The sequence below is a fragment of the Nocardia vinacea genome, from assembly GCF_035920345.1.
In the GTDB taxonomy this organism is placed as follows: Bacteria; Actinomycetota; Actinomycetes; order Mycobacteriales; family Mycobacteriaceae; genus Nocardia; species Nocardia vinacea_A.
This window is the reverse complement of sequence record NZ_CP109149.1, coordinates 5,366,102-5,389,866: the sequence shown is the minus strand read 5'-3', so window position 1 is coordinate 5,389,866 and position 23,765 is coordinate 5,366,102. Positions and strand designations below refer to the sequence as shown.

Sequence of the window (23,765 nt, the reverse complement as noted above, 5' to 3'; positions counted from 1 at the left end):
TTCAGCGAATGACGGTGAGCGGCAGCGGAATGCCGCGGTCGGTGAAGGTGAAGGCGGCGCCGGTGCTGATCCGGGTGATGGCCACCTCGGTCGCCTCCTTGAACGGCGCTGCGGCAAGGGCTATTTCGGCGGTCCAGCCGTGCTCGTCGGAGGTGGTCGAGTGCACGTCGAACCGTGGATTCACGCCGCGCACCATGGCCGCCAGTGGTGCTAGATGATCGGGATCGATCATCGATGGCCAGGTGCGGTCGGTATCGGCATCGCTGTGCCACGGCACTCGCAGTCGCACCGAATCGTCGGTAACGGATACATCGATGCCGGTGTACGGCGCGGGATTCCATGCCGGATGCAGGAGCAATACCTCGGCCAGCGCGGCCGGATCGTCGCCGAGCCCGAGTGCGTTGCGAATCCGCTCGGAGGTGAGTCCGGCGATGCCGGTGAATTGTTTGCGGCCGATATCCGTTGCGGTGTCGGTGGACCGAGCGCGCACGGCGGTCATGAAACCGATGGTGAGCAGATGGTGTTGCAGGCAGACCTCGTCGGCCATGCGCACCAGCGCAGATTTGGAGAAGTCGGCGAACCGCAGATCACTGAGCAGCGGACCGGCGTAATCGCTTTGGCCGGGATCGTCCTTATCGATGGGGGACAGTTCCAGTAGTGCGGCCCGGGAGTTGGCCACCATCTCGGCATTCGGCGGTGCGGACGGTGGGATGTGTGCCGGGTCGATGATGACGGTCCACGCGCACACCGGTTTTCGGTCCGCCGGATGACGCGGCGGCCGGTGGATCGGCCGGACCTGGGCGTGCGGATTTGTCGCGAGGGCGGTCGCATCGAAGGTCGGATCCTCGATGTCGTGGCACATGGACACCACGAACTCCTCGCCGAGCGGCTCCACATCCGCCAGCGCGCCACAGTGGTCCAGCCAGAACTCGCCGTGGTCACGATCGTCGACGCGGAAACGGAAGTCCATGAACTGCGGCGGCGCACCGATATCGAGTTGCAGACCCTTGAAGATCGTCGGCACGTCATCGCCCTCGAAATCGAGCGCGCGGCGCATGCGGCGGGTATAGACCGGACTGGCGAGCTGCCACTCCTCGATGGCAACCGCCGCCATGCCCTCGCGCCCGAATGCCCCGATGGAGTGCGCCATTCCGGACCGGTCGATCAGATGACCGCACAGCAGCAGTTCGGGCACCAGCGTCGCCAGCTGGGCCCGCGACAACCGGTCGAAGCTCGATATCACCACAGTGGAACCGGTGCTTCGCCGATCCGATACCAGCCCGGCAGCGTCTTTCCGGAGACCGACCGTTGGATGCGCTTCTGCATACCCGCGGTCAGCGCATTGTTCTGGATCATCTCCACGAACAACTGCGAGACATTGCCGAAGTCGAAAAAGTCACGCTGCCAGGACCATTGGTAGTCGCCGCCGTAGCGGAACCAGCTGCCGCCGATACCCTCCGGACTGTAGTTGCGGCCGTCGGGTCGCTTGTTGTCGCTGACCTGCTTCCAGAAGCCGATGACATCGCCGCTGCGCTCATCGATGACGAACTGTTGGTATGGATAGGACCAGCCCTCCAGCCCTTGCATCTCCTGACCGAGCGCGAGTTCCCGGATCTCGGCTCGCCCGACCGCCATGAATTCCTGGGTCGGGCCGTAGTTCCAGCCGTAGGTGGCGTCCTCGGTGTACATCTCGGCGAGCGGCTTCCAGTCGCCCTTTTCCTCGCAGCGCTGGTTCTCGAGCACCCAGCGCCGGACCATCTCGTCGAGTTCGGCGCGGTCGAAGTCTGGCATTACTGTGTTCCTTTCGCAGCTGTGTTTACCCGCCCCGCCGACTCCGCAGGCTCCGTCGGCTGCCATCCCGCGGTGTTTACCCGCCCCGCCGACTCCGCAGGCTCCGTCGGCTGCCATCCCGCTGTGTTTACCCGCCCCGCCGACTCCGCAGGCTCCGTCGGCTGCCATCCCCCAGGGTCCTCACGGATCGACAGCGCTTGGGTGGGGCAGTAGCGCACCGCGCGTTCGATATCCGCGCGGGCTTCGGGACCCGGTGTCGGGTCGAGGATTTCGACCTTGCCGCGCTTGGGCACGGTGAAGGCCGAGGGCGCTTCGTCCTGGCAGACGGCGTGCCCCTGACACAGATCCAGATCGGCGATGATCCTCACGGTCGGCTCCTGTCCTCGGCATTCGGTAGCGGACGCAGCGGGGCCTCGGGCTGGACCTCGACCAGCACGAGATGCGCGCCCCGTGGTGCGCAGACCACGGCGATGACCGCGGCGGCCAGATCGCTGGCACGCAGCATGTACGGGTGACGGGCGAAACCCCAGGCCTTCCAGTCCTCCAGCATCGGCCCGACCACCTCTGGAGTGGAATTCATGCCCATGCCGGTCAGTGTCGGACCCGGGCGCACCAGTGATGCGCGAACTCCGCTGCCCTCCAGCTCCATTCGCATCTGCTGGACCATTGCTTCGAGCCCGGCTTTGGCAGCGCTGTAGGCGCCGGTGCGCGGGCGTGGTTCCTCGGCGCAGTCGGAGCTGATCAAGACGAAATCGCCGCGCTGCCTTCGCATCATGCCCGGCAGTACCCGGTGCACCAACCGGTGCGCACCGACCAGATGCACCTGCACCTGCTGGAGGAACCGATCCGGTTCCATCTCGTGTACCAGCGAGAATTCGATATCGCCCGCACCGGAGACCAGGATTTCGGTCGGCCCGAGGGTATCTTCGGCCGCGGCGACGAAATCGTCGACGGATGCCGCGTCGGTGACATCGAGCTGGTGGGCGAAGGCTTCGCCGCCATTGGCGCGGATCTTGGCCGCCAGCGCCTCGCATTGATCCACGCGGCGTGCGCCGAGCGCGACGGGATGTCCGAGTTCGGCGAGCGCCTCGGCCGTCGCCGCGCCGATACCGGAGGATGCTCCGGCCACAATCGCCGGTCGGCGTACCGGATTCGGTTCGAACCGTGGCATTATTTCGCCTCCACGATGATGGGCAGGTTGGCGAACCCGCGGACATTGGACGAGTGCACGCGCTTGATCCCGGCGTCGAGGATGTCGTAAGACCGTACGCGCGAGACGAATTCGCGCAGCGCGACGTTTGCCTCCAGTCGGGCCAGATGAGCGCCGAGGCAGAAGTGCACGCCCGCACCGAAACTGGCCAGTCCGGCCTTATCGGTGCGTCCGATGCGGTAGCGGTCGCCGTCGGCGAAGACTTCCGGATCCCGATTGGCCGAACCGATCAGTAGCAGCACCTTCGCGCCCTTCGGGATGGTGCGGCCGTGCTGGTCGATATCCACCGCGGCACAGCGCGCGACCATCTGGCTGGAGGTGTCGTAGCGCAGCGTCTCCTCGACCCAGTCGGAGACCAGCTCGGGTTCCGTGACGACCTTGGCGTATTCGCTCGGATTGCGTGCGCTCCAATACAGCGCATTGCCGAGGAGTTTGGTGGTGGTCTCGTTACCGGCCACCACCATCAGGAACATGAAGCCGATGATCTCCTCGTCGGACAGGGTGTCGCCGTCGATTTCGGCATCCAGCAGCGCCGAGGTGAGATCCGTTGTCGGAGCGCGCCTGCGCGCGGCGACCAGGTCCGCGTAGTAGGTGAGGAGCGTGATCGATGCCTGCGCGGCGGCCATCGGGACATCCAGGACGCCGTCCTCGCGGTGCACCACCAGATCGGCCAGCCTGCGGATCTCCGCGCGGTCGGCCTCGGGCACGCCCATCAGTTCGGAGATGACATCCATCGGGAGTTTGCCCGCGACCTCATCGACCCAGTCGAACTCGCCGGTCGCGAGTGCCGGTTCGAGATAGGACAGCGTCAGGTCCCTGATCCGGTCTTCCATCTCGGCCACCCGCTTGGGGGTGAAGCCCTTGTAGACCAGGCGGCGCATACGCATATGCCGTGGATCGTCCATGGCCAGGAACGACATCACCCGGCTTGCGTGTGGGCCCCAGGCCGCCGGATCCAGCGAGACCCCGTTGGCGCTGGACAGGCGGACACTGTCGCGGAAGGCCGCGGTCACATCCGCGTGCCGGGACAGCGCCCAGAAATCCATGTCGGCGTTGTAGTAGAGCGGCGCCTCGGTGCGCAGCCGCTCGTAAGTGGGGTACGGGTCCTCGTGGAACGCGTAGTCGTAGGGGTCGAAGGTCAGGGGCTCCAGTGGGGCGGCCGTCATCGCGATAACCCGGAATTCGAGAACCAGTTCTCATCGATGACCGGTGTCGCGTCATCGATGGGAGACATGTAGCTGGACATGTGTCTGGACGGTACCACCGGCATGCCGGAATCGACAGAGGTTTGCCTGAACAATCTGGGTGGGGTCGGGGTTGGGCCAGAATGATGGCTGATAGTTCTCGTTGGGTGCGGTCGGGCTGGTTTCGGAGCGCAGTTCTGAAACGAGTTCTTGCGCCCGGGTGTGGACCGAGACTATATTCCGTACACCTGTCCAGACAGTATCGGAGCCTTTATGAATGCAGCATCGCGCAGTGATTCGATGGGGGGCGATGGTCGGGCGACGGGTGGGCGCAGCCTCTTGCCCGCCGACGGTTCGCGCCTGCTGATCGGCGGCAAACTGGTCACCGGCGGGGACGGCGTCTTCGCGACGGTGAACCCGGCGACCGAAGCGGTCATCGGTCAGGCCGCCAATGCGAACGGCGCGGATATGGACGCGGCCATCGCGGCCGCGCGCACCGCATTCGACGACACCGACTGGTCGCGTGATCACGTCTTCCGCGCCCGCTGCCTCGAACAGTTGCGCACCGCATTGCAGGCCAATGTCGACGAGTTGCGCGAGATCACCGTCGCGGAGGCGGGCGCGCCGACCATGCTGACCAGGGGGCCACAATTGGAAGGCCCGGTCGCCGATCTTTCGTACTCGGCCTCGCTGGCCGAAACCTACAGCTGGGAAACCGATCTCGGCACCGCGACACCCATGGGTATCAAGAGTCATCGGGTGCTGCGCCGCGAGGCGGTCGGCGTGGTCGGGGCAATTACGCCGTGGAACTTCCCGCACCAGATCAATTTCGCCAAACTGGGTCCCGCGCTCGCGGCCGGAAATACCGTGGTGCTCAAGCCCGCACCGGATACCCCGTGGTGTGCGGCGGCCGTCGGCGCGATCATTGCCGAGCAGACCGATATTCCGCCGGGCGTCGTCAATATCGTGACCTCCACCGATCACGGTCTCGGCGCACAGCTCACTGCCGATCCGCGCGTCGATATGATCAGCTTCACCGGTTCGACGCAGACCGGTAGATCGGTAATGACCGGCGCGGCAACGACTTTGAAGAAGACCTTCCTCGAACTCGGCGGCAAATCGGCATTCATCGTGCTCGACGACGCGAATATCGTGGGTGCCTGTTCGGTGGCGGCGTTTTCGGTGGCCGTGCACGCGGGACAGGGGTGTGCCCTCACAACCCGGCTGCTGGTACCGCGCGCGATATACGACGAAGCGATCCAGGCCGCGGCGGCCACCCTGTCGGGCATTGTTCCTGGTGATCCGGCCGATGCGCGCACCGTCTGCGGACCGCTGATCTCCGAGCGCCAGCGGGCCAGAGTCGAGCGATATCTGGAGATCGCGCGTGCCGAGGGCGGCCGGATCGTGGTCGGCGGCGGCCGACCGGCGGGCCGCGAGCGCGGATACTTCATCGAACCGACATTGATCGCGGATGTGCCGAATACCGCGACGGTCGCCCGCGAGGAGATCTTCGGACCCGTGCTCGTGGTGATCCCGCACGACGGTGACGACGATGCGATTCGGATCGCCAACGACTCCCCGTACGGACTCTCCGGCTCGGTATGGGGCACCGACCCGGACCGAATTCGGCACGTCACCAATGGCGTTCGCACCGGCACGATCGGCGTCAACGGCGGCATCTGGTACTCGGCCGACGCACCGTTCGGCGGCTACAAACAATCCGGCATCGGCCGGGAAATGGGCCTCGCCGGATTCGAGGAATACCTGGAAACCAAGCTCGTCGCAACCGCCGGTTAGACCACACGCCCACCGGTCTCCCGACCGCCACCCCCCATCGAATCGCTGCGCGATGCTGAATAGATTAGAGGAGCTGATTACATGACTCGATTCCCGGGAAAGACCGCCATCGTCACCGGCGCCGCCCAAGGTATCGGCGCGACATACGCCAAGGCGCTGGCGAACGAAGGCGCCAATGTCGTTGTCGCCGACCTGAATGCCGAACGCGGTAAGGCTGTCGCGGCCGAGATCACCGCCGGTGGCGGCAGCGCCATCTTCGGCGAGGTCGATGTGGCCGAACCGGAATCGGCCACCGCCCTGGCCGAATTGACCGTCCGCGAATTCGGGGCGATCGACCATCTGGTGAACAATGCCGCCATCTACGGCGATATGAAACTCAATCTGCTGCTCAGTGTGCCGTGGGATTACTACAAGAAGTTCATGAGCGTGAATATGGACGGTGCGCTGAATATGACCCGCGCGGTGTGGCAGCACATGGTCAAGGCGGGCGGCGGTTCGATCGTCAACCAATCCTCCACCGCCGCATGGACCTACTCCAGCTTCTACGGCTTGGCCAAGGTCGGTATCAATGGCCTGACCCAGCAGCTCGCCTTCGAACTCGGCGGTTCCAAGATCCGCATCAATGCCATCGCGCCCGGGCCCATCGATACCGAAGCCACCAAAACCGTGACACCGAGCGTCATCGTCGACGATATGGTGAAACGGTTGCCGCTCAAGCGAATGGGAACACCGGATGACCTGGTCGGCGCCTGCCTGTATCTGCTCTCGGACGAGGCCAGCTGGGTCACCGGGCAGATCTTCAATGTCGACGGCGGACAAGTGTTCCGGTCATGAGTAGCGAATTGCCGGTCGGATTCATCGGTTTGGGCAATATGGGCGCACCGATGGCCAAAAGCCTGCTGGCCTGGCCCGGTGGGCTCACCGTATGCGATATGCGCCCGGATGCGGTGCAGCCGCTCACCGAAGCCGGTGCGGTATCGGCCGTTTCGGCCGCGGAAATCGCCGAGAAAGCGGCCGTGATTTCGGTGACCGTACTGGACGACGCACAGGTGCGGGCGGTGGTCACCGGACCGGAAGGGGTGTTGCGGACGGCTGCCCCGGGCACCGTTGTCGCCGTGCACTCCACCATCAGCGACCGAACCGCCGAAGAGCTGGCGGGCGAATGTGCCGAATACGGCGTCGAATTGGTGGACGCGCCGATCAGCGGTGGTGCGGCCGGGGCCACGCGCGGCAAGCTAGCGGTCATGGTCGGCGGCAGTGATACGGCATTCGAGCGGGTGCGTGGACCCTTCGGCTGCTTCGCCGATCTGGTCGTGCACGCTGGCTCGGTCGGCGCGGGCACCCGAATGAAGTTGGCGCGCAACCTCTTGCACTTCATCGCATTCACCGCCGCCACCGAGGCGCAGCGGCTCGCCGAGGCGGCCAACCTGGATATCACCCTGCTGGGCAACGTCGTTCGGCATTCGGATGCGGTCACCGGCGGCCCCGGCGCGATCATGCTGCGCGACCGCACCGCGCCGATCGAACCGAATGATTTCTGGCTGCCGATATTGAGCCACGTGCGCGATCTCGGCGAAAAGGATCTGAGCCTGGCCCTGGATCTCGGCGCGAGACTTGGCGTCGAATTGCCGCTGGCGGAACTGGCTCTCGACCGCCTCGGGTCCGGGCTCGGCGTGCCGAAGGAAAGGGAATCCAATGAGTGAAGTATCGCGTAGCGATTCGATGAGGAGCGGCGGTCAGGTGACGGGTGCGCGTGACAACGGATCTGATGATTCGGTACGTCAGCGCGGGCTGGCCAAGATGGCCGAGGTCTACGGCACCGAATTCCAGGACTACCCCAGCGACCATTTCGCCGTGACGGCCGATCATCTGTTCGCCGAAATCTGGTCGCGCCCTGGGCTCACCATTCGGGACCGCCGACTGATCCTGCTCGGTGCGCTCGCCGCCCAGGGCGCGATGGATACGGCGGGCATCCAGATCGGCGCCGCGCTGCGCAATGCGGAATTGACCGAGGCGCAGCTGCACGAGATCGCGCTGTTCCTCTGCTATTACGTCGGCTGGCCGACCGGCACCAAACTCGACCTGCTGGTGGGAACGATTGTCGCCCAACAGAAAAAGGCGGCACGCAAGCAGTCCGAACAGGTGGGGGAGTCCGAATCGTCTCTGTCGTCCGAAGACGTGAGCAAGTGAGGAACGCGAAACATGTCTGATGCAGCAAAGATCCGGCCGCTGCGTGCCGACGCGATTGCCGCGTGGGATTTCGAGGCGGATGTCGTCGTCGCCGGATACGGCATCGCCGGTGTCTGCGCCGCCATCGAGGCCGCCCGCGCCGGCGCCGAGGTGCTGATCCTGGAGCGCACCGGCGGCTGGGGCGGTGCGGCGGCCATGGCGGGCGGATTCATCTACCTCGGTGGCGGCACTCCCTTGCAGCAGGCGCTCGGCTTCGAGGACACGCCGGAGAATATGGAGACATTCCTGCAGGCCGCGCTGGGTCCCGGACAGGATAGGGCGAAAATCGCGGACTACTGCCAGAACAGCGTCGAGCACTACAACTGGCTGGTCTCCTGCGGGGTGCCGTTCAAGGAGGAGTTCTGGGGTGAGCCCGGCTGGGAGCCGCCGCACGACGAAGGACTGATGTACTCCGGCGGCGAGAATGCCGCACCGTTCAATGCGATCGCGAAACCCGCTCCGCGCGGCCATGTTCCGCAAATGGCGGATAAAAAGATCGGCGCCAAGAGCGGCGGCTACATGCTGATGAAGCCGCTGGCCGATACCGCCGAAAGTCTCGGTGTCGGTGTCGAATACGACATCAGGATCCGGCGGCTGGTGATCGACGAGACCGATCGGGTGGTCGGCGTCCTCGCGACGCGCTTCGGCAAGGAGGTCGCGATCCGCGCCGAACACGGGGTCGTGCTCGCCACCGGCAGTTTCGCCTACCACCAGCAGATGATCGAGGCCTATGCGCCGCGGCTGATCGGACGGCCCGCCGCCGCCATCGAAGAGCACGACGGCATCGGCATCCTGGTCGCGCAGGCGCTCGGTGCGGAATTGGCGCATATGGATGCCACCGAGGTGGCGTTCTTCGGAGATCCGCAGCTGCTGGCGCGCGGCATCCTGGTCAACGGGCGCGGCCAGCGTTATATCCCGGAGGACACATATCCGGGGCGGATCGGGCAGGCGACGCTGATCCAGCAGGATAATCAGGCATTTCTGGTCATCGATGAGGAGTCGCTCGAGGCGGCGCTGGCCACCGTGACATCCACGCCGTTCTTCCGGCAGCCGCCGACCTGGGCGGCCGAGACGGTCGCGGAGTTGGAATCCGATATGGGTCTGCCGGAGCGCGCGCTGCAGGGCACCGTCGAGTGCTACAACCTGCACGCCGTCGACGGCAAGGATCCGCTGCTCGGGAAGAAGCCGCAGTGGGTCAAGCCGATCGGCACCCCGCTCGCCGCCTTCGACATGCGGGGATTCACTGCGGGTTTCACCCTCGGCGGCCTGCGCACCGACCTGGACTCGCGAGTGCTGCACGTCTCCGGTGAACCGATTCCCGGCCTGTTCGCCGCGGGCCGCTGCACCTCCGGGCTCTGTGCCGGCGGCTATGTCAGCGGTGCGTCTCTCGGTGACGGTAGCTTCTATGGCCGGCGCGCCGGCCGCGCCGCCGCAAAGTAGGATCTAGACACATGTCCGAAGGCGAGTCCATCATCCTGGAGGCGACCCGGCGTCGCCTCACCGAGAAACAGGCCGACACCGTTGACAAGCTGACCAAGGCCGCGGTGGAAGTGCTTGCGCGCGAAGGCTTCGCGGGGATGACCATCCGCATGGTCGCCGCGGCGGCCGGCGTCGGCACCGCCACGGCGTATACCTACTTCTCCTCGAAGGAACACCTCGTCGCCGAGATCTTCTGGCGTCGCCTGTTCGCCAGTTCGGCTCCCGTCAGCGATGACCCGGACCCCACCGTCCGGGTCGTCGCCGAACTCCGCAATATCGCCATGCTCGTCGCCGACGAACAGGAACTCTCGGGCGCCGTCACCAGTGCCCTGCTCGGCCGCGATCCCGACGTCGCCCACCTCCGCGCGCGGATCGGCATGGAAATCCGCAAACGACTGGTCCGCGCCCTCGGCCCCGACGCCGACCAGGACGTAGTCGAATCCCTCGAACTCGTCTACGCGGGCGCACTCGTCCGTGCGGGCATGGGCTACGCCTCCTACTCCGAAATCGCCGACCGCATAGAGAAGTCGGCGCTGCTGATTCTGAAGTAGCTCCTTCCCCGTCATCGCGGGGCCGCCGCACTATTTCGCCGGGCGTGGTTCGCACCATCAACAAGGCTCAATGCCGACATACTCGACTTCATCAAGGCATGAGGCCGGTGCGGTGGCGGCGGGTACTTGTCGTACCCCGCCGCTACCGTGAGCCAATGGGATTCGCGCTCTCCATCACCGTGTCGCCCGAGGACATCGATGGCAACGGACATATGAACCAGGCCGTCTATCTGCAATACGCGGAACGGGCCCGCTGGGCCTGCCTGTGGGAAGGCGGCTTATCCCAGGAGAAGTTGCTGGACGCCGGGGTCGGGCCGATCTCGCTGCGGGTGACGCTCGAATTCAAACAGGAACTCTTTGTGGGCGACGAGGTCACTGTCACTTGCGATTTCGCCTGGGATGGCAAGACCCACCAGACCATCCAGGAGATCCGCAAGGCGGATGGCACGGTCTCCGCGGAGATCGTCGGCGTCGGCGGTCTGCTCGATCTCACCGAACGCCGCTTGGTACCGGACGCCGCGCGCTACTTCCGCGACCTCGCGGAGAATCCGACCGTCTTCGGTCTGGGCCGGTCGGCGTAGTTCTAAGGGTTCATTGAGACCTCGAGAGTTGGGGGAGGTCCCTGATGGCGCGGGCACGCGATACCCGACAGACTGGATTCCATGACTTCGCACGCCCTAGGTGCCGACCTCGAGAAATCGGCTGCCGCCACGGTCGCGGCACGCGCCATCGACCTGGTGAAGGTCTACGGCCACGGAGATACTCAGGTCAGGGCACTGGATGGGATATCGGCCGAATTCGTGAAGGGGGAGTTCACCGCGATCATGGGGCCCTCCGGATCGGGCAAATCGACCCTGATGCACTGCCTGGCCGGCCTGGACAGCGCCAGCACCGGAACCGTGCGGATCGGCGATACCGATCTCGCGGGGCTCTCCGATAAGCAGATGACCCAGCTGCGGCGCGACCGCATCGGCTTCGTCTTCCAGGCATTCAACCTGGTGCCGACGCTGACCGCGCAGGAGAACATCACCTTGCCGCTGGATATTGCCAGCCGCAAGCCCGACCAGGATTGGCTGGATACGGTCATCAAGCGGCTCGGGCTCACCGATCGACTCACCCACCGGCCGAGCGAACTGTCCGGCGGGCAGCAGCAGCGGGTGGCGTGCGCGCGGGCGCTGGCCGGTAAGCCGGAGATCATCTTCGGTGACGAGCCGACCGGCAACCTCGATTCGCGCGCCTCGGAGGAGGTGCTGTCGATCCTGCGCGCGGCGGTGGACGAATTCGGGCAGACGGTCGTCATCGTCACCCATGAACCGCACGCGGCGGGATATGCCGACCGGGTGGTGTTCCTGGCGGACGGTCGCATTGTCGACGAGTTGCGCGATCCGACCGCCGAATCGGTGCTCGACAAGATGAAGTCGCTGGAGCAGGTGTAATGAGCGGCAAACCGATGCGCAAGGTGGTCTTGCGCAATCTCGCCGCGCACAAGGTGCGACTGGCACTGACCCTGCTTTCGGTGGTGCTCGGAACCGCATTCATCGCAGGGTCATTCGTCTTCACCGATACGCTCCAGCGGACCTTCGACGGGATCTTCGCCAATCAGGCCAAGGGCGTCGATGTGCGGGTGAGTCCGCAAAAGCAACAGGCACAGGGCATTCCGCTCAGCGTGGTCGATCAGATCTCGAAGATGGACGGGGTGCGGGCGGTCGCGCCGAGCGTCAACGGACCGCTGGTGCTGCTGTATCCGGATGGTAAGAAGGCCGTACAGACCGGTGGCGCACCCACTTTCGGCCAGTCCTATATACCGCCGGATAAGGCGGTCGCCGAACCGGACAAGTTCGTGCAGGGCGTCCCGCCGGCGCACGTGGGCGAAATCGCACTCAATACCGGTGGCGCCGAACGCGCGGGCCTGCATGTCGGCGACAAAACCAAGGTGCTGGTTCCCTCACACGGCAATCCGATCGACGTCACCCTCACCGGAATCTACGAAGTCCCTTCGGACACCGGCGGTTTCATCGGCGTGCTGTTCGACGACGCGCAGGCGCGACAGCTGTTCACCGACGGCTCGCATGTCGCCTATATCGATATCGCGGCCGTCGGTATACCGGGCGACGATCTGCGCGACAAGATCGCGAACGTGCTGGTGGATTACAAGGTGCAGAACGGCGATCAGGTGCGCGCCGATCTGAAGAAGGAAGTCTCCAACGCGCTCAACTTCATCAATTACTTCCTGCTCGCCTTCGGTGCGATCGCACTGATCGTCGGCACCTTCATCATCTACAACACCTTCTCGATGATCGTGGCCCAGCGGTTGCGTGAGCTGGCGCTGCTGCGCGCGGTCGGCGCGAGTCGACAACAGGTCGGCCGATCTGTGGTGGCGGAGGCGCTGGTCATCGGATTGGTCGGCAGCGCAATCGGTTTGGTGGGCGGCATCGGTCTGGCCTTCGGGCTTTCGGCACTGCTCAATGCGTTCGATCTCGGCCTGCCGACCGGATCGTTGACGGTGCTGCCGCGCACGGTGATCGTCGGACTGCTCGTCGGGTTGTTGGTGACGGTGGTCAGCGCCTATGCGCCCGCGCGTCGGGCCGCCAAGATCCCGCCGGTGGAGGCCATGCGCGAGGAGTTCGCCTCGGCCGGTGAATCGCTGCGGCTGCGGACCGGTATCGGTAGTGCGCTGGCCGTCGCGGGTGTGGTGCTCGTCGTACTCGGTGCGCAGAAGACCGGCGGCAATGCCGCACTGACGGTCGGGATCGGCGCGCTCGGTCTGATCTTCGCGGTATTGCTCGCCGCGCCCGCATTGTCGCGGCCGGTGGTGGGCGGTCTCGGGGTGCTGCTGCGGCCGTTCGGCCCGATCGGCCGGATGTCGCGCAATAATGCCGCGCGCAACCCACGGCGCACTGCCGCAACGGCTTTCGCGCTTACCCTCGGTTTGATGCTGGTGACCGCGATCGGCATGCTCGGCGCGTCGGCGAAGGCCAGCGTGAGCGTGATAGTCGACAAGGGAGTGAAGGCCGACTATGTGCTGGCCGGACCGCAGATGATCGGTGTTCCGCTCGGTGCGGGTGACGCCGTGCGCAAATCGGTGCCCGGGGTGGCCGATGTGGTCGGCTTGCGCGGTGTCACGTTCAAGGTCGGCGATGAGCAGCTGGCCGGCACAGAATTCGACGGCTCGCCCGACAGCGTCCTGAACTACAACATGATCAAGGGCACCAACACGCTGGGCGACCACGATGTCATGGTTTCGGAGGACGAGGCCGATAAGCGCGGCTGGAAGGTCGGCGATCAAGTCACCGTGACGAGCTTGGGGTTCAAGAAGGTTCCGGTCGAGGTGGTCGGCATCTATAAGAAGACGCCGCTGCTCGGACCGCTGGTGGTGTCGCCGGTCATGTACGACGAGGTGATGCCGGTCAATTTCCGGACCAACCTGTTGATGTTCGTCAAGGCCGAGCCTGGTGCCGATCTGGCTCAGATGCGCACCGATCTGGAGAATGCGACCGAGCAGTTCGTCGTGGTCCAGGTGCAGGATCGGGAGGAGTTCAAGGGCGCGCAGGGCAAGCAGATCAATACGCTGCTCGCCATCCTGTACGGATTGCTCGCGCTGGCGGTGGTGATCGCGATTCTCGGCATCGTCAATACCCTGGCGCTGTCGGTGGTGGAGCGGCGTCGGGAGATCGGCATGTTGCGCGCGGTCGGCATGCAGCGGGCGCAGGTTCGCCGAACCATCTATCTGGAATCCATGCTGATAGCGGTATTCGGTGCGATCGTCGGCATGCTGCTCGGCCTCGGTCTCGGTGTCGGCTTCCTGCGGACTCTGCGTGATCTGGGCATCGATGAGATCGCCATCCCATGGAACCAACTGGTGCTGGTGCTCATCAGTTCGGCCGTGGTCGGTGTGCTCGCCGCGCTGTGGCCGGGTATTCGCGCCGCCCGCACCCCACCATTGGCCGCCATCGCGGACTTGTAGGTCTACCTCGGAAATTAGTGGGCACACCACTCCGCCGTCGGCGCACCGTATGCGTCGCTCGGCGGAGTGGGGCCGAATTCGATACAGAGGTCCGTGGCCAAGCGTTCGATGATCGGACCGGCGTCGAGCATGGTGCACCATTCGTGTGGAATGGCGCGGCGGCCGTAGCGGGTGCCGAGGATGCTGCCGCAGATGGCTCCGGTGGAGTCGCTATCGCCGGAATGGTTGACCGCGAACAGGATTCCGTTGCGGAAGATCTGTTCCGGTGTGCCACCGACCTTCTCGGCGGCGAGTGCGGCGAATACTCCGATGGCCAAGGCTTCCGGGCCGATCCAGCCGAGGCCCTCCATATCCTCCGGCGCGGGCATCCGGGCGCCCCCGCGTGCGGCCAGGTCGATGGCGGCGGCGAGGGCGGTCGAGGTCTCGTCGTGTTCGTCGTGCCGGGTGAGTTCAGTGCGGGGCCAGATCGAGTGCGGCACCGAGGTCGGCACCCCGGGACAGACCCGCGATGATCGCGGCCATGGTGCCCGCGGGCAGCCAGCCGCTCGAATGCCTTGGGTGAGTGCCGCTGCATCACAGCCGAATTCGAAGATGCCCGATGGTCCTACGGCGGTCGAGTCCGCACGATGCGGCGCGGACGACGGCCGCGCAGCCTATCGGAGATGTGTCTGTCCGGTCACAGTGTGCTGAGTCTGGCTAACGAGTGATGCTACGGTAAACGGAGGTTGTTACTCCGTTTAACATGTGGGGTTGGATGGGTAAGGAGGCCGCTGGCGATGGTGGCAGTGGGTCTCGGTGGTCCGAACGTGGGTTTTTCGCCCGCGGTCGGCGGCATCGCCGAGAAGATGAGGGCGGCGGTGCACGGCCGTGGCGGCGAGGCGGTCAGGCAACTCGCTTTGATCACCGTGCTCTATCTGGCCTATCGGGTCGGGCGGATGTTCACCGCCGACGACACCGTGCACGCACTCGGCAATGCCCGGGAAATGCTCGGGCTCGAGGACAAGCTCGGACTGCCGGAGGAGACCACGGTGCAGGCGGCATTCCTGCATCGGGATTTTCTGGCGGTACCGGCCAATTTCTATTACGCCACCGCACATTTCACGGTGGCGGTCGGGGTGCTGTTGTGGCTGTGGGTTTTCCGGCCGCAGCACTACCGCTGGACCCGCAACCTGATGGTGGCATTGACCGGAGCCGCGCTCGTGGTGCATGTGCTGATACCGCTCGCGCCGCCGCGCATGCTGCCCGAGTTCGGCTTTGTCGACCTCGCCGCCATACACGGCCAATCCGTCTATGGCTCACCGGATTCCGGCGGGCTATCCAACCAGTTCGCGGCCATGCCCTCGCTGCATGTGGGGTGGGCCCTGCTGCTGGCCTTCGCCGTGGTCGCGGCGACCCGGAGTTCCTGGCGGTGGCTGGCGTTTGCACATCCGGTGCTCACCACGGTGGTCGTGGTCGGGACCGGTAATCACTACTGGCTCGACGCGATTGTCGCGGTGGTGCTGCTCGGGTTGGCGGCACTGCTGCATCCGCTGGTTGTGCCCGCTTCGGCGACGGCGTGGGGTGCGATGGGGCCGGTGGGTCCGCAGCCGGTGCCGACGCGCTGACTCAGCTGGTTCCGGCATTTCGGTTGGCCCAGGCTTGGATATCACCCCGGTCGAGGGCGAGAGCGAGCAGGTCAGGGAACTTGTCGGGGGTGCAGGCGAAGGCCGGTATGCCGAGGGCGGCGAGAGCGGCGGCGTTGTCGTGGTCGAAGGCGGGAGCGCCGTCGTCGGAGAGGGCGAGCAGGACGACCACCTGGACGCCGGATTCCCGCATGGCGTTGACGCGGCGCAGCATCTCTTCGCGGATACCGCCCTCATAGAGGTCGGAGATGAGGACGAACAGGGTGGCTGCGGGGCGGGTGATGAGCGATTGGGAATAGGCGATGGCGCGATTGATGTCCGTGCCGCCGCCGAGTTGGGTGCCGAAGAGGACCTCGACCGGATCGGTGAGTTGTTCGGTCAGGTCGACGACCTCGGTATCGAAAACGACCAGGGACGTTTTCAGCGACCGCATCGAGGCCAGGACCGCGCCGAAGACCGATGCGTAGACCACGCTGGAGGCCATCGAACCGGATTGATCGATGGCTAGGACGACATCCCGGCGCACCGCCTGCGCCTTGCGGCCGTAGCCGACCAGGCGTTCGGGCACGACGGTCCGGTGTTCGGGAAGGTAGTTGGCGAGATTCTTGCGGATGGTGCGATCCCAGTCGATATCCCGCAGCCGAGGTCGGGTGACGCGGGCGGCGCGGTTCAGTGCGCCGGATACCGCCGCGACGGTATGTGCGGCAATGCGCTGTTCGATTTCGCGGACCACCTTCTCGACTACCATTCGTGCTGTCGCCTTGGTGGTTTCGGGCATCACCCGATTCAGGCTCAGCAGGGTGCCGACCAGGTGCACGTCGGGTTCCACCGCTTCGAGGAGTTCCGGTTCCAGCAGGAGTTGGGTCAAGTTGAGGCGATCGACGGCATCGCGCTGCATGACCTCGACGACGGTGGACGGGAAGTAGGTGCGGATATCGCCGAGCCAGCGGGCCACCTTCGGTGCGGAGCCGCCGAGTCCGGCCGAGCGTTTACCAGAGGTCTGGTCGTCGGTGTTGTAGACCGCACCCAAGGCTCGATCCATAGCCTCGTCGTCCGCGGAACCCAAGTCGCCGAGGGGTTGTTCGGCGGCGGTGCCGAGCACCAGACGCCAACGCCTGGACTGGCTTTCATCGATCGCGTTCATCCTGGCACTCCGGGGCGGTAGGTGACGGCAGGATGCCGCCACATCGTGGTTCGGGTTGATTGAGGGGCCCGAGCGCGGTGCGCGCGTCGGGCTCATGCCGACACTCCCAGGATGTCCGCGACCGTGCGCATGGCGACGAGCCCTCGTTCGACATCGAACGTCATTTCCGCGCCGGTACGCGATGTTCCGGAGCCGCCGTCGCGCACCGCCTGGCCGATGGCGCGGCGCTCCCCGGATTCGAATGCGCCGAAGGTGCGGCGCAGCAGCGGCAGGATTTCGACGAACATATCGTCGACGAGACTTCGCAGCCAATCGTCGATGAGCCGCAACAACTCTCGGTCGTGGACCAGCAGCAGCCCGCGACCTCCGAGGAAGCCGTCGATCCAGGCGGCCTTGGCGGCTGCGGTATTGCCGATCGAAAGCGCGGCGGAAAGCCTACGTGCGGAATCGGATTCGTCGATGCGCCCGGCATCGGCGAGCAGTCGGACGGCGCGACCGACGAGGGCACCGTGCACATCGTCACGGTCGGCAAGGCGGTGCAGGGCGGCCAGCCATTCGCCGGTGGCCCAATCGTTGTCGCGGGTGTGGATGGCGGTGTGCGCGGCGTCCAGTTGGGTGCGGAGTTGCTCGGCGGCATCGGTATCGAGGCCGGTGACCGCGCCCGGCAGGCCGGCGCAGATCCGCACGAGCAGGCCGTCGGCGACGTGAGCGAGTGCCTCGGTATCGGTGCCGCGGACGTCACCGTAGCGCAGCGTCCGAGTCAGGCCGGGGAGGGCCGCGAGCAGGTGGGTTACGTCGTGGTCGAGTGCCGCGGCCGATTCCAGGCGGATGATCAGGCCGTTGGTGGCGTCGCCGAGGTCGGCGAGCAGCGCGACCTCGAGTGCGGCCGTGAGGTCGCCGACAGTGCTGCCCTCGCGGCCCGCAGTGTCGAGGACTTTGGCCGCCGCCGCGGTGCGGATGGTGGTGCCCCAGCGCGAGGCCTCGATGATCGAGACGGCGAATTCCGGTCGCCACCGCAGCGTCCAGGATTCGCGGAAGGTGCCTGTGCTGCGCACTTCGCCGGTTGTCGGTGTGCCCCAGTCGATTCCGAGTACCCGCAGCCGGTGCAGCAGGCGGGAGCGCTCGACCTCGCGCTCCTTGCGTAGGTCGAGATCGAGGTTGCGGGACAGGGCTTCCTGCTTGAGCCGCAGTGTGCGGATCCGGGCACGCAGATCGGCATCCAGCGGGACCGTCGGCGTTCCATCGGGTACTGCGCCGAGTGCCTCGCCGACCACCAGTTCGGACGCGACGAGCCGCAGCATCGTCTCATCACCCGCGCACATCACCGACCGCACCGCCTCGGTGACCTCCGACAGCCCGGCCAGCGGCCGAGCCCGCAGCACCGCGAGCGCGTCGGCGAGCCGGACGGATTCGATGATGTGCGCACTGGAGACCGGCAGATCGTGCGCGCGCAAAACCCCTGCCACCTTGGTCAGCCAGCGCGCGATCGGCTGCTCGGTCTCGGTGAACAGGTGGTGATACCAGCCCGGCGAGGTGATTCCGGCGCCGTATCCGGAGGTCGTCGCCAGCCGGGAATGCGTCCACGGCACCCAAGTCACCGTCGCCTTCACCTTCGGCAGCCCTTTGAGCAATTTGGTATCCGCCGTCGCCGGCCCCAACTTCCCCGCCAATGCCGGTGCATGCCACGCCCCACACACCACCGCAAGCCGCTGCGCCCCCTCCTTCAACGCCTTCCGCATCGTCTGCCGCATATACGCCTCACGCCGCAAGGTGTGCGCGTCGATCCCGATGGGCTCACGGTCAGCGTCTTCGAACCCGACCGCTTCGCCGACGGAGTCACCGTTCAGCGAGTTTTCGCGAACCCCGCCAGGCTTATCCCTGGACGAAACGTCTTCGGTTGTGCCCGTGGCAGTTCCGATCGCGAACAGGCCTTGCTCAGCGGCTTCTCGCAGCGCACCCATCGCCTCGGTGATCGCTTCGAAAGCGCCGGCGTCGGCGACGGATTCGACCACCGCGTCCCACCAGCGCTCGGCATCGTCATAGCCGGCGGCCGCTGCCAATTCGGCGAGAGGGTCGATGCGATCGCCCGGTTCGTCCTCGGCAGCCAGGACGGCGGTCGCGGGCAGATCGCAGAACCGTACCGGCACTGCGTGTTCGGCCGCATAACGCAGTGCCTGCCATTCCGGGGAGAACACCGCGTACGGCCAGAACGCGGCCTTGGCGGGTTGGTCCGGGATATAGGCCAGCAGTGCGACGGGCGGCGACATCCCCTCGGCCGCAACGTATCCGACCAAGGGGTCGGCGTCGGCCGGGCCCTCGATCAGGATCGCGTCGGGGCGAAACTGCGCTAGCGCGGTGCGCAGTGATCTGGCCGAACCCGGACCGTGGTGGCGGATGCCGAATACGCGGGTCACCGGACCACTTGGTGCGGTGCTCTCCTGGACGGCCGCAGCTTCCGTGCGGTCGTCGGTTTCGGCCGTGTTTGTCCTGCTCACCGTGTCACCCCCGGTTGAACTGGCGGTGTGGTCGGCTGCGTCGCGTCATCCGGTGACCTCGCGGCACGCGCGGTAGAAATCGGACCATTCGGGGCGTTCGCGCACCACGGCTTCCAGATATTCGGTCCAGACGACGGCGTCGGCCACCGGATCCTTGATGACCGAGCCGAGGACCGCGCCCGCGATATCGGACGCGCGCAAGGTGCCGTCGCCGAAGTGTGCCGACAGGGCGATGCCATTGGTGATCACCGAGATCGCTTCGGCGGTGGACAGGGTGCCGGACGGCGTCTTGAGTTTGGTGCGGCCGTCGGCGGTCATGCCGGAACGCAGCTCGCGGAAAACGCGCACGACCCGGCGTACTTCCTCGGCTGCGGCGGGAACCGCCGGAAGTTCGAGCGCGGAGCCGAGTTGTTCGACGCGGCGGGTCACGATGGCGACCTCCTCGTCCTCACTGGTGGGCAGCGGCAGCACAACGGTATTGAAGCGGCGACGCAGAGCGGAGGACAGATCGTTGACGCCACGGTCGCGGTCATTGGCGGTGGCAATGACATTGAAGCCCTTGGTGGCCTGCACCTCCATCCCGAGTTCCGGTACCGGCAGTGTCTTTTCGGACAGCACGGTGATCAGCGCGTCCTGCACATCGGACGGAATTCGGGTGAGTTCCTCGATCCGGGCGATGGCACCGCGACGCATCGCGGTCATCACCGGCGACGGCACCAGCGCACCCTCGCTCGGCCCCTCCGCGAGCAGCCGCGCATAGTTCCAGCCGTAGCGGATCGCCTCTTCGGCGGTACCCGAGGTGCCCTGTACGAGCAGCGTCGATTCACCGCTGATGGCCGCCGAAAGATGTTCCGATACCCAGGTTTTCGCGGTGCCGGGCACGCCGAGCAGCAGCAGCGCCCGATCGGTCGCCAGCGTCGCCACCGCCACCTCCATGAGCCGTCGCGGCCCGACGTACTTGGGGCTGATCACGGTGCCGTTGTCGAGCGTGCCACCGAGCAGATAGGTGACCACCGCCCACGGCGACAGTTGCCACGACGGCGGCCGCGGTCGATCGTCGATCGCGGCCAGTGTCCGCAGTTCCTCGGCATAAGCCTGTTCGGCATGCGGACGCAACAGCTCCGGCTTCGAATCGGTAGTGGTCACTGCAACTCCTCGAGCATCATCGAGCGGTGGTTGAGGTCATGGGCGAGCTGATCGAAGGCTCGCTCCCAATTGGGATCGGTGCATCGGTGCGCCACCGCGGTGGCGGTCCGCGCCGCGGTGACAGGCAGGTGCACGGCCGCCGCGGACAGCAGCGACCGATGCGCGCTCGGGCCGGTGCCATGCGCTTCGGGGCGTTTTGCCGCGGCACGTGCGCGTTCGAACAACAACAGAATCAGGTGTTGGGCAAGAGGTTCCGGCCACGGATGGCCCATGGCGGGCAGCAGCGCCTCGAGCTCCGAGAGCCACGCGCCGTCCAATTGCAGCAGATGCCGGGTGCGATCGGGCAGCGGCAGCAGCGCGAACAATTCGCGCCGGCGCAGCATCGCCAGGTCGGTCGGTACCCCGGCGTCGAACAGCGCCCGCGCCCAGGCCGAATCATGCTGTGCCAGTGCGGCATCCACCCAACCGTCGAACAGCGGCTGCCGGAACCGGTCAGTGATCTTGGCCCGGGTGGCCTTATCCGGTGCGCCGAGTTCGGACTCCCAGTGCGTCAGCGGTGTCGCCGCGACGAGTTGCCGCAGCCGACCAGCACGCAGGTCCGGTGCGCCGTCCCAGCGATAGGTGAACTCCACCGTGCGGTCGTTGATGCCGTCTCTGCGATCGGCATCGTCGAGGTCCTCCGGAATGCGGACTACCAGATTCGGATGCAGCAGCTGTTGTTCGACCGTGACCCATGCGCTCGCGCGTCGGGTCATGCGCTGCGTGAACGCCGAATCCGATAGCAGCGGCAGCAGTCCGGCCGCGACTCGCCGGACATCCGATCGTCGATCGTCCAGCGCAGTCTCGAGCAGCGGTTCGTCATCGGCCGAAATCCCATCGGCGAGTAGGGCCAACAGTTCGGCCTTCAGCGGGCCGGATTCCTTCGGCCACGACGTGGTCAGCGCTTCACGTGCGGCTTTGGCATCTCGTCGGCGCAGGTCGGCGAGCCATTCGCGGCGCTCGGGTGGTTGGCCGAACTGCCAGCTCTGCTCCGTCGGCGCATCGGAAGATCCTTGTCGCACCAGGTCGCGCCAGTCGGGATGCTGGTCGGCCAGCCAGCGGCCGCGGGTTCCGGCCAGACGCAAAAGTGGTTCGCGCAGTTCGGTATTCGCCTTCGCCTGCTCGAGCAGGAGCGAGCACAGTGCGTCCGGGGCCCGGTAGTCGAACGGTGCTGCCGCCGCGAACCATTCGGGTAGGAAGGGGGATCGGTCCCGCAACAGGCGGGCGAGTCGGGATGCCGCGGCGCGGGGCAGGAGTCGCCGCGCGTCATCCACGGCGGGTTCGGACTTGGTTGCCGTACTGACGGATACGCCACCACGTGCGAAAGCACCACACAGAGCGGCAGATTCGAGAAGCACAAGTGCTGGATCGGTGCGCAACTGGGTCGCCGCGGCGGCCACCGGAGCCTCGAGCCGCGCGGGATCCGCTGCCCTGCGGGCCGTACCGAGCAGCGCCACCGAGGTCAGCTCCTCCGACACCGGTGCGGCAGGCGCATTCGACGTCGCACGCGTGCCGAACTCCGCACTGTCGACATCGACGACCTCACCCGCGGTGAATACCGAGATCGGCACCAATCCGGCCACACCCCATTCGGCGGCCAGCGTCACTGGATGCCCACCGGACACCCCGAGCAGTCGCCACGGCTGCTCGGTAGCCGCAACCGGCAGCGCGGTACCATCGGATTCGGCTATGTACCAGCCATTTTCGGTCCACACCGGCACGACATCGGTGAGCAGCAGCGGTCGGAATCGCAGCCACGGATCGCCCGCGAGCGCCTCGGCATGCTCAACCAATGCGGCTGCGATCGTCCCGTCGGCAACCGGCAGCGTGGTGAACGGTTCGGTCGCACCGTGCCGTTCGCCCCAGAGCGCCCGCAGCCGCGCGCCACCCGGGTAATAGTGCAGATCCGCTTCGGCCATCATGCCGGGCAGCGGCACCTCCGCCGAGAAGCTCGGCGCGCCGAAGGAGTGCTCGAGTAGCAGTGCCCAGTGTCGAGTCTGCCTGCCGTACAACCACGTTCGGCGCGTGTAGAGCCGCTCCTCCGCACTGGTCCGGATGCCGAGTACCTGCCACTGATCTCGGACCGCGGGTTCGGCGCGTACGGATTCGGCGGATGTCGGATAGCCGATATGGGTGCGGATGCTGGCCCGCAGCTCCGGCGACAACTCGTCGAGCCGGCGGTGCGCGGCGATCAGCAGATGCAGCCTCGCGTATTCGGCGAGTACGACATCTGGCCAGTCCGCCCTGGTCACCACGGTGGTCGGCAGCTGTCGCAACGTGGCCGCGACGCCGGGGGCCTGCGCGTCGACCATCCGGGCCGCGATCGTCTCGAAGGCACGAAACGAGCGATCGGTCTGGGCCAGCCCGGTGCGCACCTGATCGCCGAGCCAGATATCGAGTTCCTCCAGACCCGCCGTCACCCGCACCCGCCGCTGTTCGACGGTCGCCGGATTCGCCGTGCGGGCCTGCGGGTCAGTGGCGGGCTTGGCCGCGCGGACCGCGCGGGCGTTGATCCATTCCGCCGCGAAGTCCGCGATCGCGGCTTCGGCGACCGTGCCGCCCGACCAGGCGAGCAAGAGCGACAATGCGTGCTTGCACGGGAACTTGCGGCTCGGACACGAGCACTTGTATGCCGGACCTGCCAGATCCACGACTGTCTGATACGGCTTGGCGCCGCTGCCCCGACACAGGCCCCACAGTGCGGTGTCCGACTGTCCGGTGTCGTGCCAGCGCCCGGCGAGCTTGCGCGCGGCGGATAGCGAGCTCACGTCGGGTGCGAGCGCGCTGACCTGTTCCTCGGTCCACGGCGCGGTCATGTGTATGGCTCCCGCCTGGTTCATCCGGCGGCCCCGGATCGACTGTATGTCATGTCTTCCCCCGTTGCTCGGTTGTCGAATTTCTACCGCAGCCCACCGACAAGTCAGGTGGTGAGCGGCTATTTTTCTGGAATACGCTGCGCGGACGACAGATTCGGCAGGAAAAGTGCCTTGCGTTGGTTGTCCGATTCTGGCATTCTGTCCTGTTCGGCTCCGACCGAGCCACCCAAATCGGGTGACACACCATCGAGCTGCCCGCCGGGGTTGGCGAGGGGTGGACATCGAGCGGGGCCCAGCC

The 23,765-nt window shown here is 66.1% G+C and carries 19 protein-coding genes and 1 pseudogene; 10 read left to right on the top strand and 10 right to left on the bottom strand.

Annotation, left to right across the window (positions count from 1 at the left end):
* Position 1: 1 nt before the first annotated feature.
* The 5 genes and pseudogenes from OIE68_RS24665 to OIE68_RS24645 all read right to left on the bottom strand — a co-directional run bounded on the left by OIE68_RS24665 (position 2) and on the right by OIE68_RS24645 (position 4,167).
* The gene (locus tag OIE68_RS24665) at positions 2-1,246 is read right to left on the bottom strand and encodes a hypothetical protein (RefSeq protein ID WP_327093473.1); all 1,245 of its coding nucleotides are present in this window, start codon (positions 1,244-1,246) and stop codon (positions 2-4) included.
* A complete protein-coding gene (locus tag OIE68_RS24660) occupies positions 1,240-1,791 on the bottom strand; it encodes a nuclear transport factor 2 family protein (protein ID WP_327093471.1) in 552 nt (183 codons plus the stop codon). The genes OIE68_RS24665 and OIE68_RS24660 overlap by 7 nt, the downstream gene beginning before the upstream one ends.
* 179 nt (positions 1,792-1,970) lie before the next feature.
* Positions 1,971-2,159: pseudogene (locus OIE68_RS24655) on the bottom strand (ferredoxin); the annotation flags it as partial.
* Complete coding sequence (locus OIE68_RS24650; RefSeq protein WP_327093470.1) at positions 2,156-2,962, bottom strand: SDR family oxidoreductase; 807 nt, start codon at positions 2,960-2,962, stop codon at positions 2,156-2,158. The pseudogene OIE68_RS24655 and the gene OIE68_RS24650, both read right to left, overlap by 4 nt.
* Positions 2,962-4,167 carry a cytochrome P450 gene (locus tag OIE68_RS24645; protein ID WP_327093469.1) on the bottom strand — a complete coding sequence of 402 codons (1,206 nt, stop codon included), beginning with the start codon at positions 4,165-4,167 and terminating at the stop codon, positions 2,962-2,964. Before OIE68_RS24645 ends, OIE68_RS24650 begins: the two co-directional genes overlap by 1 nt.
* Before the next feature lie 318 nt (positions 4,168-4,485).
* Between OIE68_RS24645 and OIE68_RS24640 the strand changes: the two genes are divergently transcribed.
* The 9 genes from OIE68_RS24640 (at position 4,486) to OIE68_RS24600 (ending at position 14,205) form a co-directional block, all read left to right on the top strand.
* Positions 4,486-5,982, top strand: a complete 1,497-nt coding sequence (locus OIE68_RS24640; protein WP_327101790.1) for an aldehyde dehydrogenase — start codon at positions 4,486-4,488, stop codon at positions 5,980-5,982.
* A gap of 81 nt (positions 5,983-6,063) precedes the next feature.
* Entirely contained in the window at positions 6,064-6,816 is a 753-nt protein-coding gene (locus OIE68_RS24635) for an SDR family oxidoreductase (RefSeq protein WP_327093468.1), read from the top strand.
* Positions 6,813-7,685 (top strand): NAD(P)-dependent oxidoreductase, encoded by an 873-nt coding sequence (locus OIE68_RS24630; RefSeq protein ID WP_327093467.1) that lies wholly within the window; start codon positions 6,813-6,815, stop codon positions 7,683-7,685. The genes OIE68_RS24635 and OIE68_RS24630 overlap by 4 nt, the downstream gene beginning before the upstream one ends.
* Positions 7,686-7,704: 19 nt before the next feature.
* A complete protein-coding gene (locus tag OIE68_RS24625) occupies positions 7,705-8,172 on the top strand; it encodes a carboxymuconolactone decarboxylase family protein (RefSeq protein ID WP_327101789.1) in 468 nt (155 codons plus the stop codon).
* Between the two features lie 12 nt (positions 8,173-8,184).
* Positions 8,185-9,651 carry an FAD-dependent oxidoreductase gene (locus OIE68_RS24620; protein WP_327093466.1) on the top strand — a complete coding sequence of 489 codons (1,467 nt, stop codon included), beginning with the start codon at positions 8,185-8,187 and terminating at the stop codon, positions 9,649-9,651.
* An 11-nt stretch (positions 9,652-9,662) separates the two neighbouring features.
* Positions 9,663-10,241 carry a TetR/AcrR family transcriptional regulator gene (locus OIE68_RS24615; RefSeq protein WP_040694975.1) on the top strand — a complete coding sequence of 193 codons (579 nt, stop codon included), beginning with the start codon at positions 9,663-9,665 and terminating at the stop codon, positions 10,239-10,241.
* A gap of 155 nt (positions 10,242-10,396) precedes the next feature.
* Positions 10,397-10,822 carry an acyl-CoA thioesterase gene (locus tag OIE68_RS24610; protein WP_327093465.1) on the top strand — a complete coding sequence of 142 codons (426 nt, stop codon included), beginning with the start codon at positions 10,397-10,399 and terminating at the stop codon, positions 10,820-10,822.
* Between the two features lie 81 nt (positions 10,823-10,903).
* The gene (locus OIE68_RS24605; RefSeq protein WP_327093464.1) at positions 10,904-11,677 is read left to right on the top strand and encodes an ABC transporter ATP-binding protein; all 774 of its coding nucleotides are present in this window, start codon (positions 10,904-10,906) and stop codon (positions 11,675-11,677) included.
* Positions 11,677-14,205, top strand: a complete 2,529-nt coding sequence (locus OIE68_RS24600) for an ABC transporter permease (RefSeq protein ID WP_327093463.1) — start codon at positions 11,677-11,679, stop codon at positions 14,203-14,205. Before OIE68_RS24605 ends, OIE68_RS24600 begins: the two co-directional genes overlap by 1 nt.
* Before the next feature lie 14 nt (positions 14,206-14,219).
* Here the strand turns inward: OIE68_RS24600 and OIE68_RS24595 are convergent, their stop codons facing one another.
* A complete protein-coding gene (locus OIE68_RS24595; RefSeq protein ID WP_419150794.1) occupies positions 14,220-14,756 on the bottom strand; it encodes an ADP-ribosylglycohydrolase family protein in 537 nt (178 codons plus the stop codon).
* A 225-nt stretch (positions 14,757-14,981) separates the two neighbouring features.
* On the opposite strand from OIE68_RS24595, the gene OIE68_RS24590 reads away from it, so the two are divergent.
* Positions 14,982-15,809 (top strand): phosphatase PAP2 family protein, encoded by an 828-nt coding sequence (locus OIE68_RS24590; RefSeq protein WP_327093461.1) that lies wholly within the window; start codon positions 14,982-14,984, stop codon positions 15,807-15,809.
* A 1-nt stretch (position 15,810) separates the two neighbouring features.
* Here the strand turns inward: OIE68_RS24590 and OIE68_RS24585 are convergent, their stop codons facing one another.
* The 4 genes from OIE68_RS24585 to OIE68_RS24570 form a co-directional block, all read right to left on the bottom strand.
* A complete protein-coding gene (locus OIE68_RS24585) occupies positions 15,811-16,971 on the bottom strand; it encodes a VWA domain-containing protein (RefSeq protein WP_327093460.1) in 1,161 nt (386 codons plus the stop codon).
* A gap of 92 nt (positions 16,972-17,063) precedes the next feature.
* Positions 17,064-19,385, bottom strand: coding sequence for a DUF5682 family protein (locus OIE68_RS24580; RefSeq protein WP_327101788.1), 2,322 nt, complete (start codon positions 19,383-19,385; stop codon positions 17,064-17,066).
* Positions 19,386-19,511: 126 nt separating this feature from the next.
* Positions 19,512-20,612 (bottom strand): AAA family ATPase, encoded by a 1,101-nt coding sequence (locus OIE68_RS24575; RefSeq protein WP_327093459.1) that lies wholly within the window; start codon positions 20,610-20,612, stop codon positions 19,512-19,514.
* Positions 20,609-23,467: an SWIM zinc finger family protein gene (locus OIE68_RS24570; protein ID WP_327093458.1), complete on the bottom strand. Its 2,859-nt coding sequence runs from the start codon at positions 23,465-23,467 to the stop codon at positions 20,609-20,611. Before OIE68_RS24570 ends, OIE68_RS24575 begins: the two co-directional genes overlap by 4 nt.
* Between the last annotated feature and the right edge of the window lie 298 nt (positions 23,468-23,765).

Bases quoted from the DNA above. Each gene is read 5' to 3' on its own strand.
- OIE68_RS24660 (WP_327093471.1), bottom strand. From the start codon at position 1,791: ATGCCAGACTTCGACCGCGCCGAACTCGACGAGATGGTCCGGCGCTGG.
- OIE68_RS24650 (WP_327093470.1), bottom strand. From the start codon at position 2,962: ATGCCACGGTTCGAACCGAATCCGGTACGCCGACCGGCGATTGTGGCC.
- OIE68_RS24645 (WP_327093469.1), bottom strand. From the start codon at position 4,167: ATGACGGCCGCCCCACTGGAGCCCCTGACCTTCGACCCCTACGACTAC.
- OIE68_RS24640 (WP_327101790.1), top strand. From the start codon at position 4,486: ATGGGGGGCGATGGTCGGGCGACGGGTGGGCGCAGCCTCTTGCCCGCC.
- OIE68_RS24635 (WP_327093468.1), top strand. From the start codon at position 6,064: ATGACTCGATTCCCGGGAAAGACCGCCATCGTCACCGGCGCCGCCCAA.
- OIE68_RS24630 (WP_327093467.1), top strand. From the start codon at position 6,813: ATGAGTAGCGAATTGCCGGTCGGATTCATCGGTTTGGGCAATATGGGC.
- OIE68_RS24625 (WP_327101789.1), top strand. From the start codon at position 7,705: ATGAGGAGCGGCGGTCAGGTGACGGGTGCGCGTGACAACGGATCTGAT.
- OIE68_RS24620 (WP_327093466.1), top strand. From the start codon at position 8,185: ATGTCTGATGCAGCAAAGATCCGGCCGCTGCGTGCCGACGCGATTGCC.
- OIE68_RS24615 (WP_040694975.1), top strand. From the start codon at position 9,663: ATGTCCGAAGGCGAGTCCATCATCCTGGAGGCGACCCGGCGTCGCCTC.
- OIE68_RS24610 (WP_327093465.1), top strand. From the start codon at position 10,397: ATGGGATTCGCGCTCTCCATCACCGTGTCGCCCGAGGACATCGATGGC.
- OIE68_RS24605 (WP_327093464.1), top strand. From the start codon at position 10,904: ATGACTTCGCACGCCCTAGGTGCCGACCTCGAGAAATCGGCTGCCGCC.
- OIE68_RS24600 (WP_327093463.1), top strand. From the start codon at position 11,677: ATGAGCGGCAAACCGATGCGCAAGGTGGTCTTGCGCAATCTCGCCGCG.
- OIE68_RS24590 (WP_327093461.1), top strand. From the start codon at position 14,982: ATGGTGGCAGTGGGTCTCGGTGGTCCGAACGTGGGTTTTTCGCCCGCG.
- OIE68_RS24585 (WP_327093460.1), bottom strand. From the start codon at position 16,971: ATGAACGCGATCGATGAAAGCCAGTCCAGGCGTTGGCGTCTGGTGCTC.
- OIE68_RS24570 (WP_327093458.1), bottom strand. From the start codon at position 23,467: ATGACCGCGCCGTGGACCGAGGAACAGGTCAGCGCGCTCGCACCCGAC.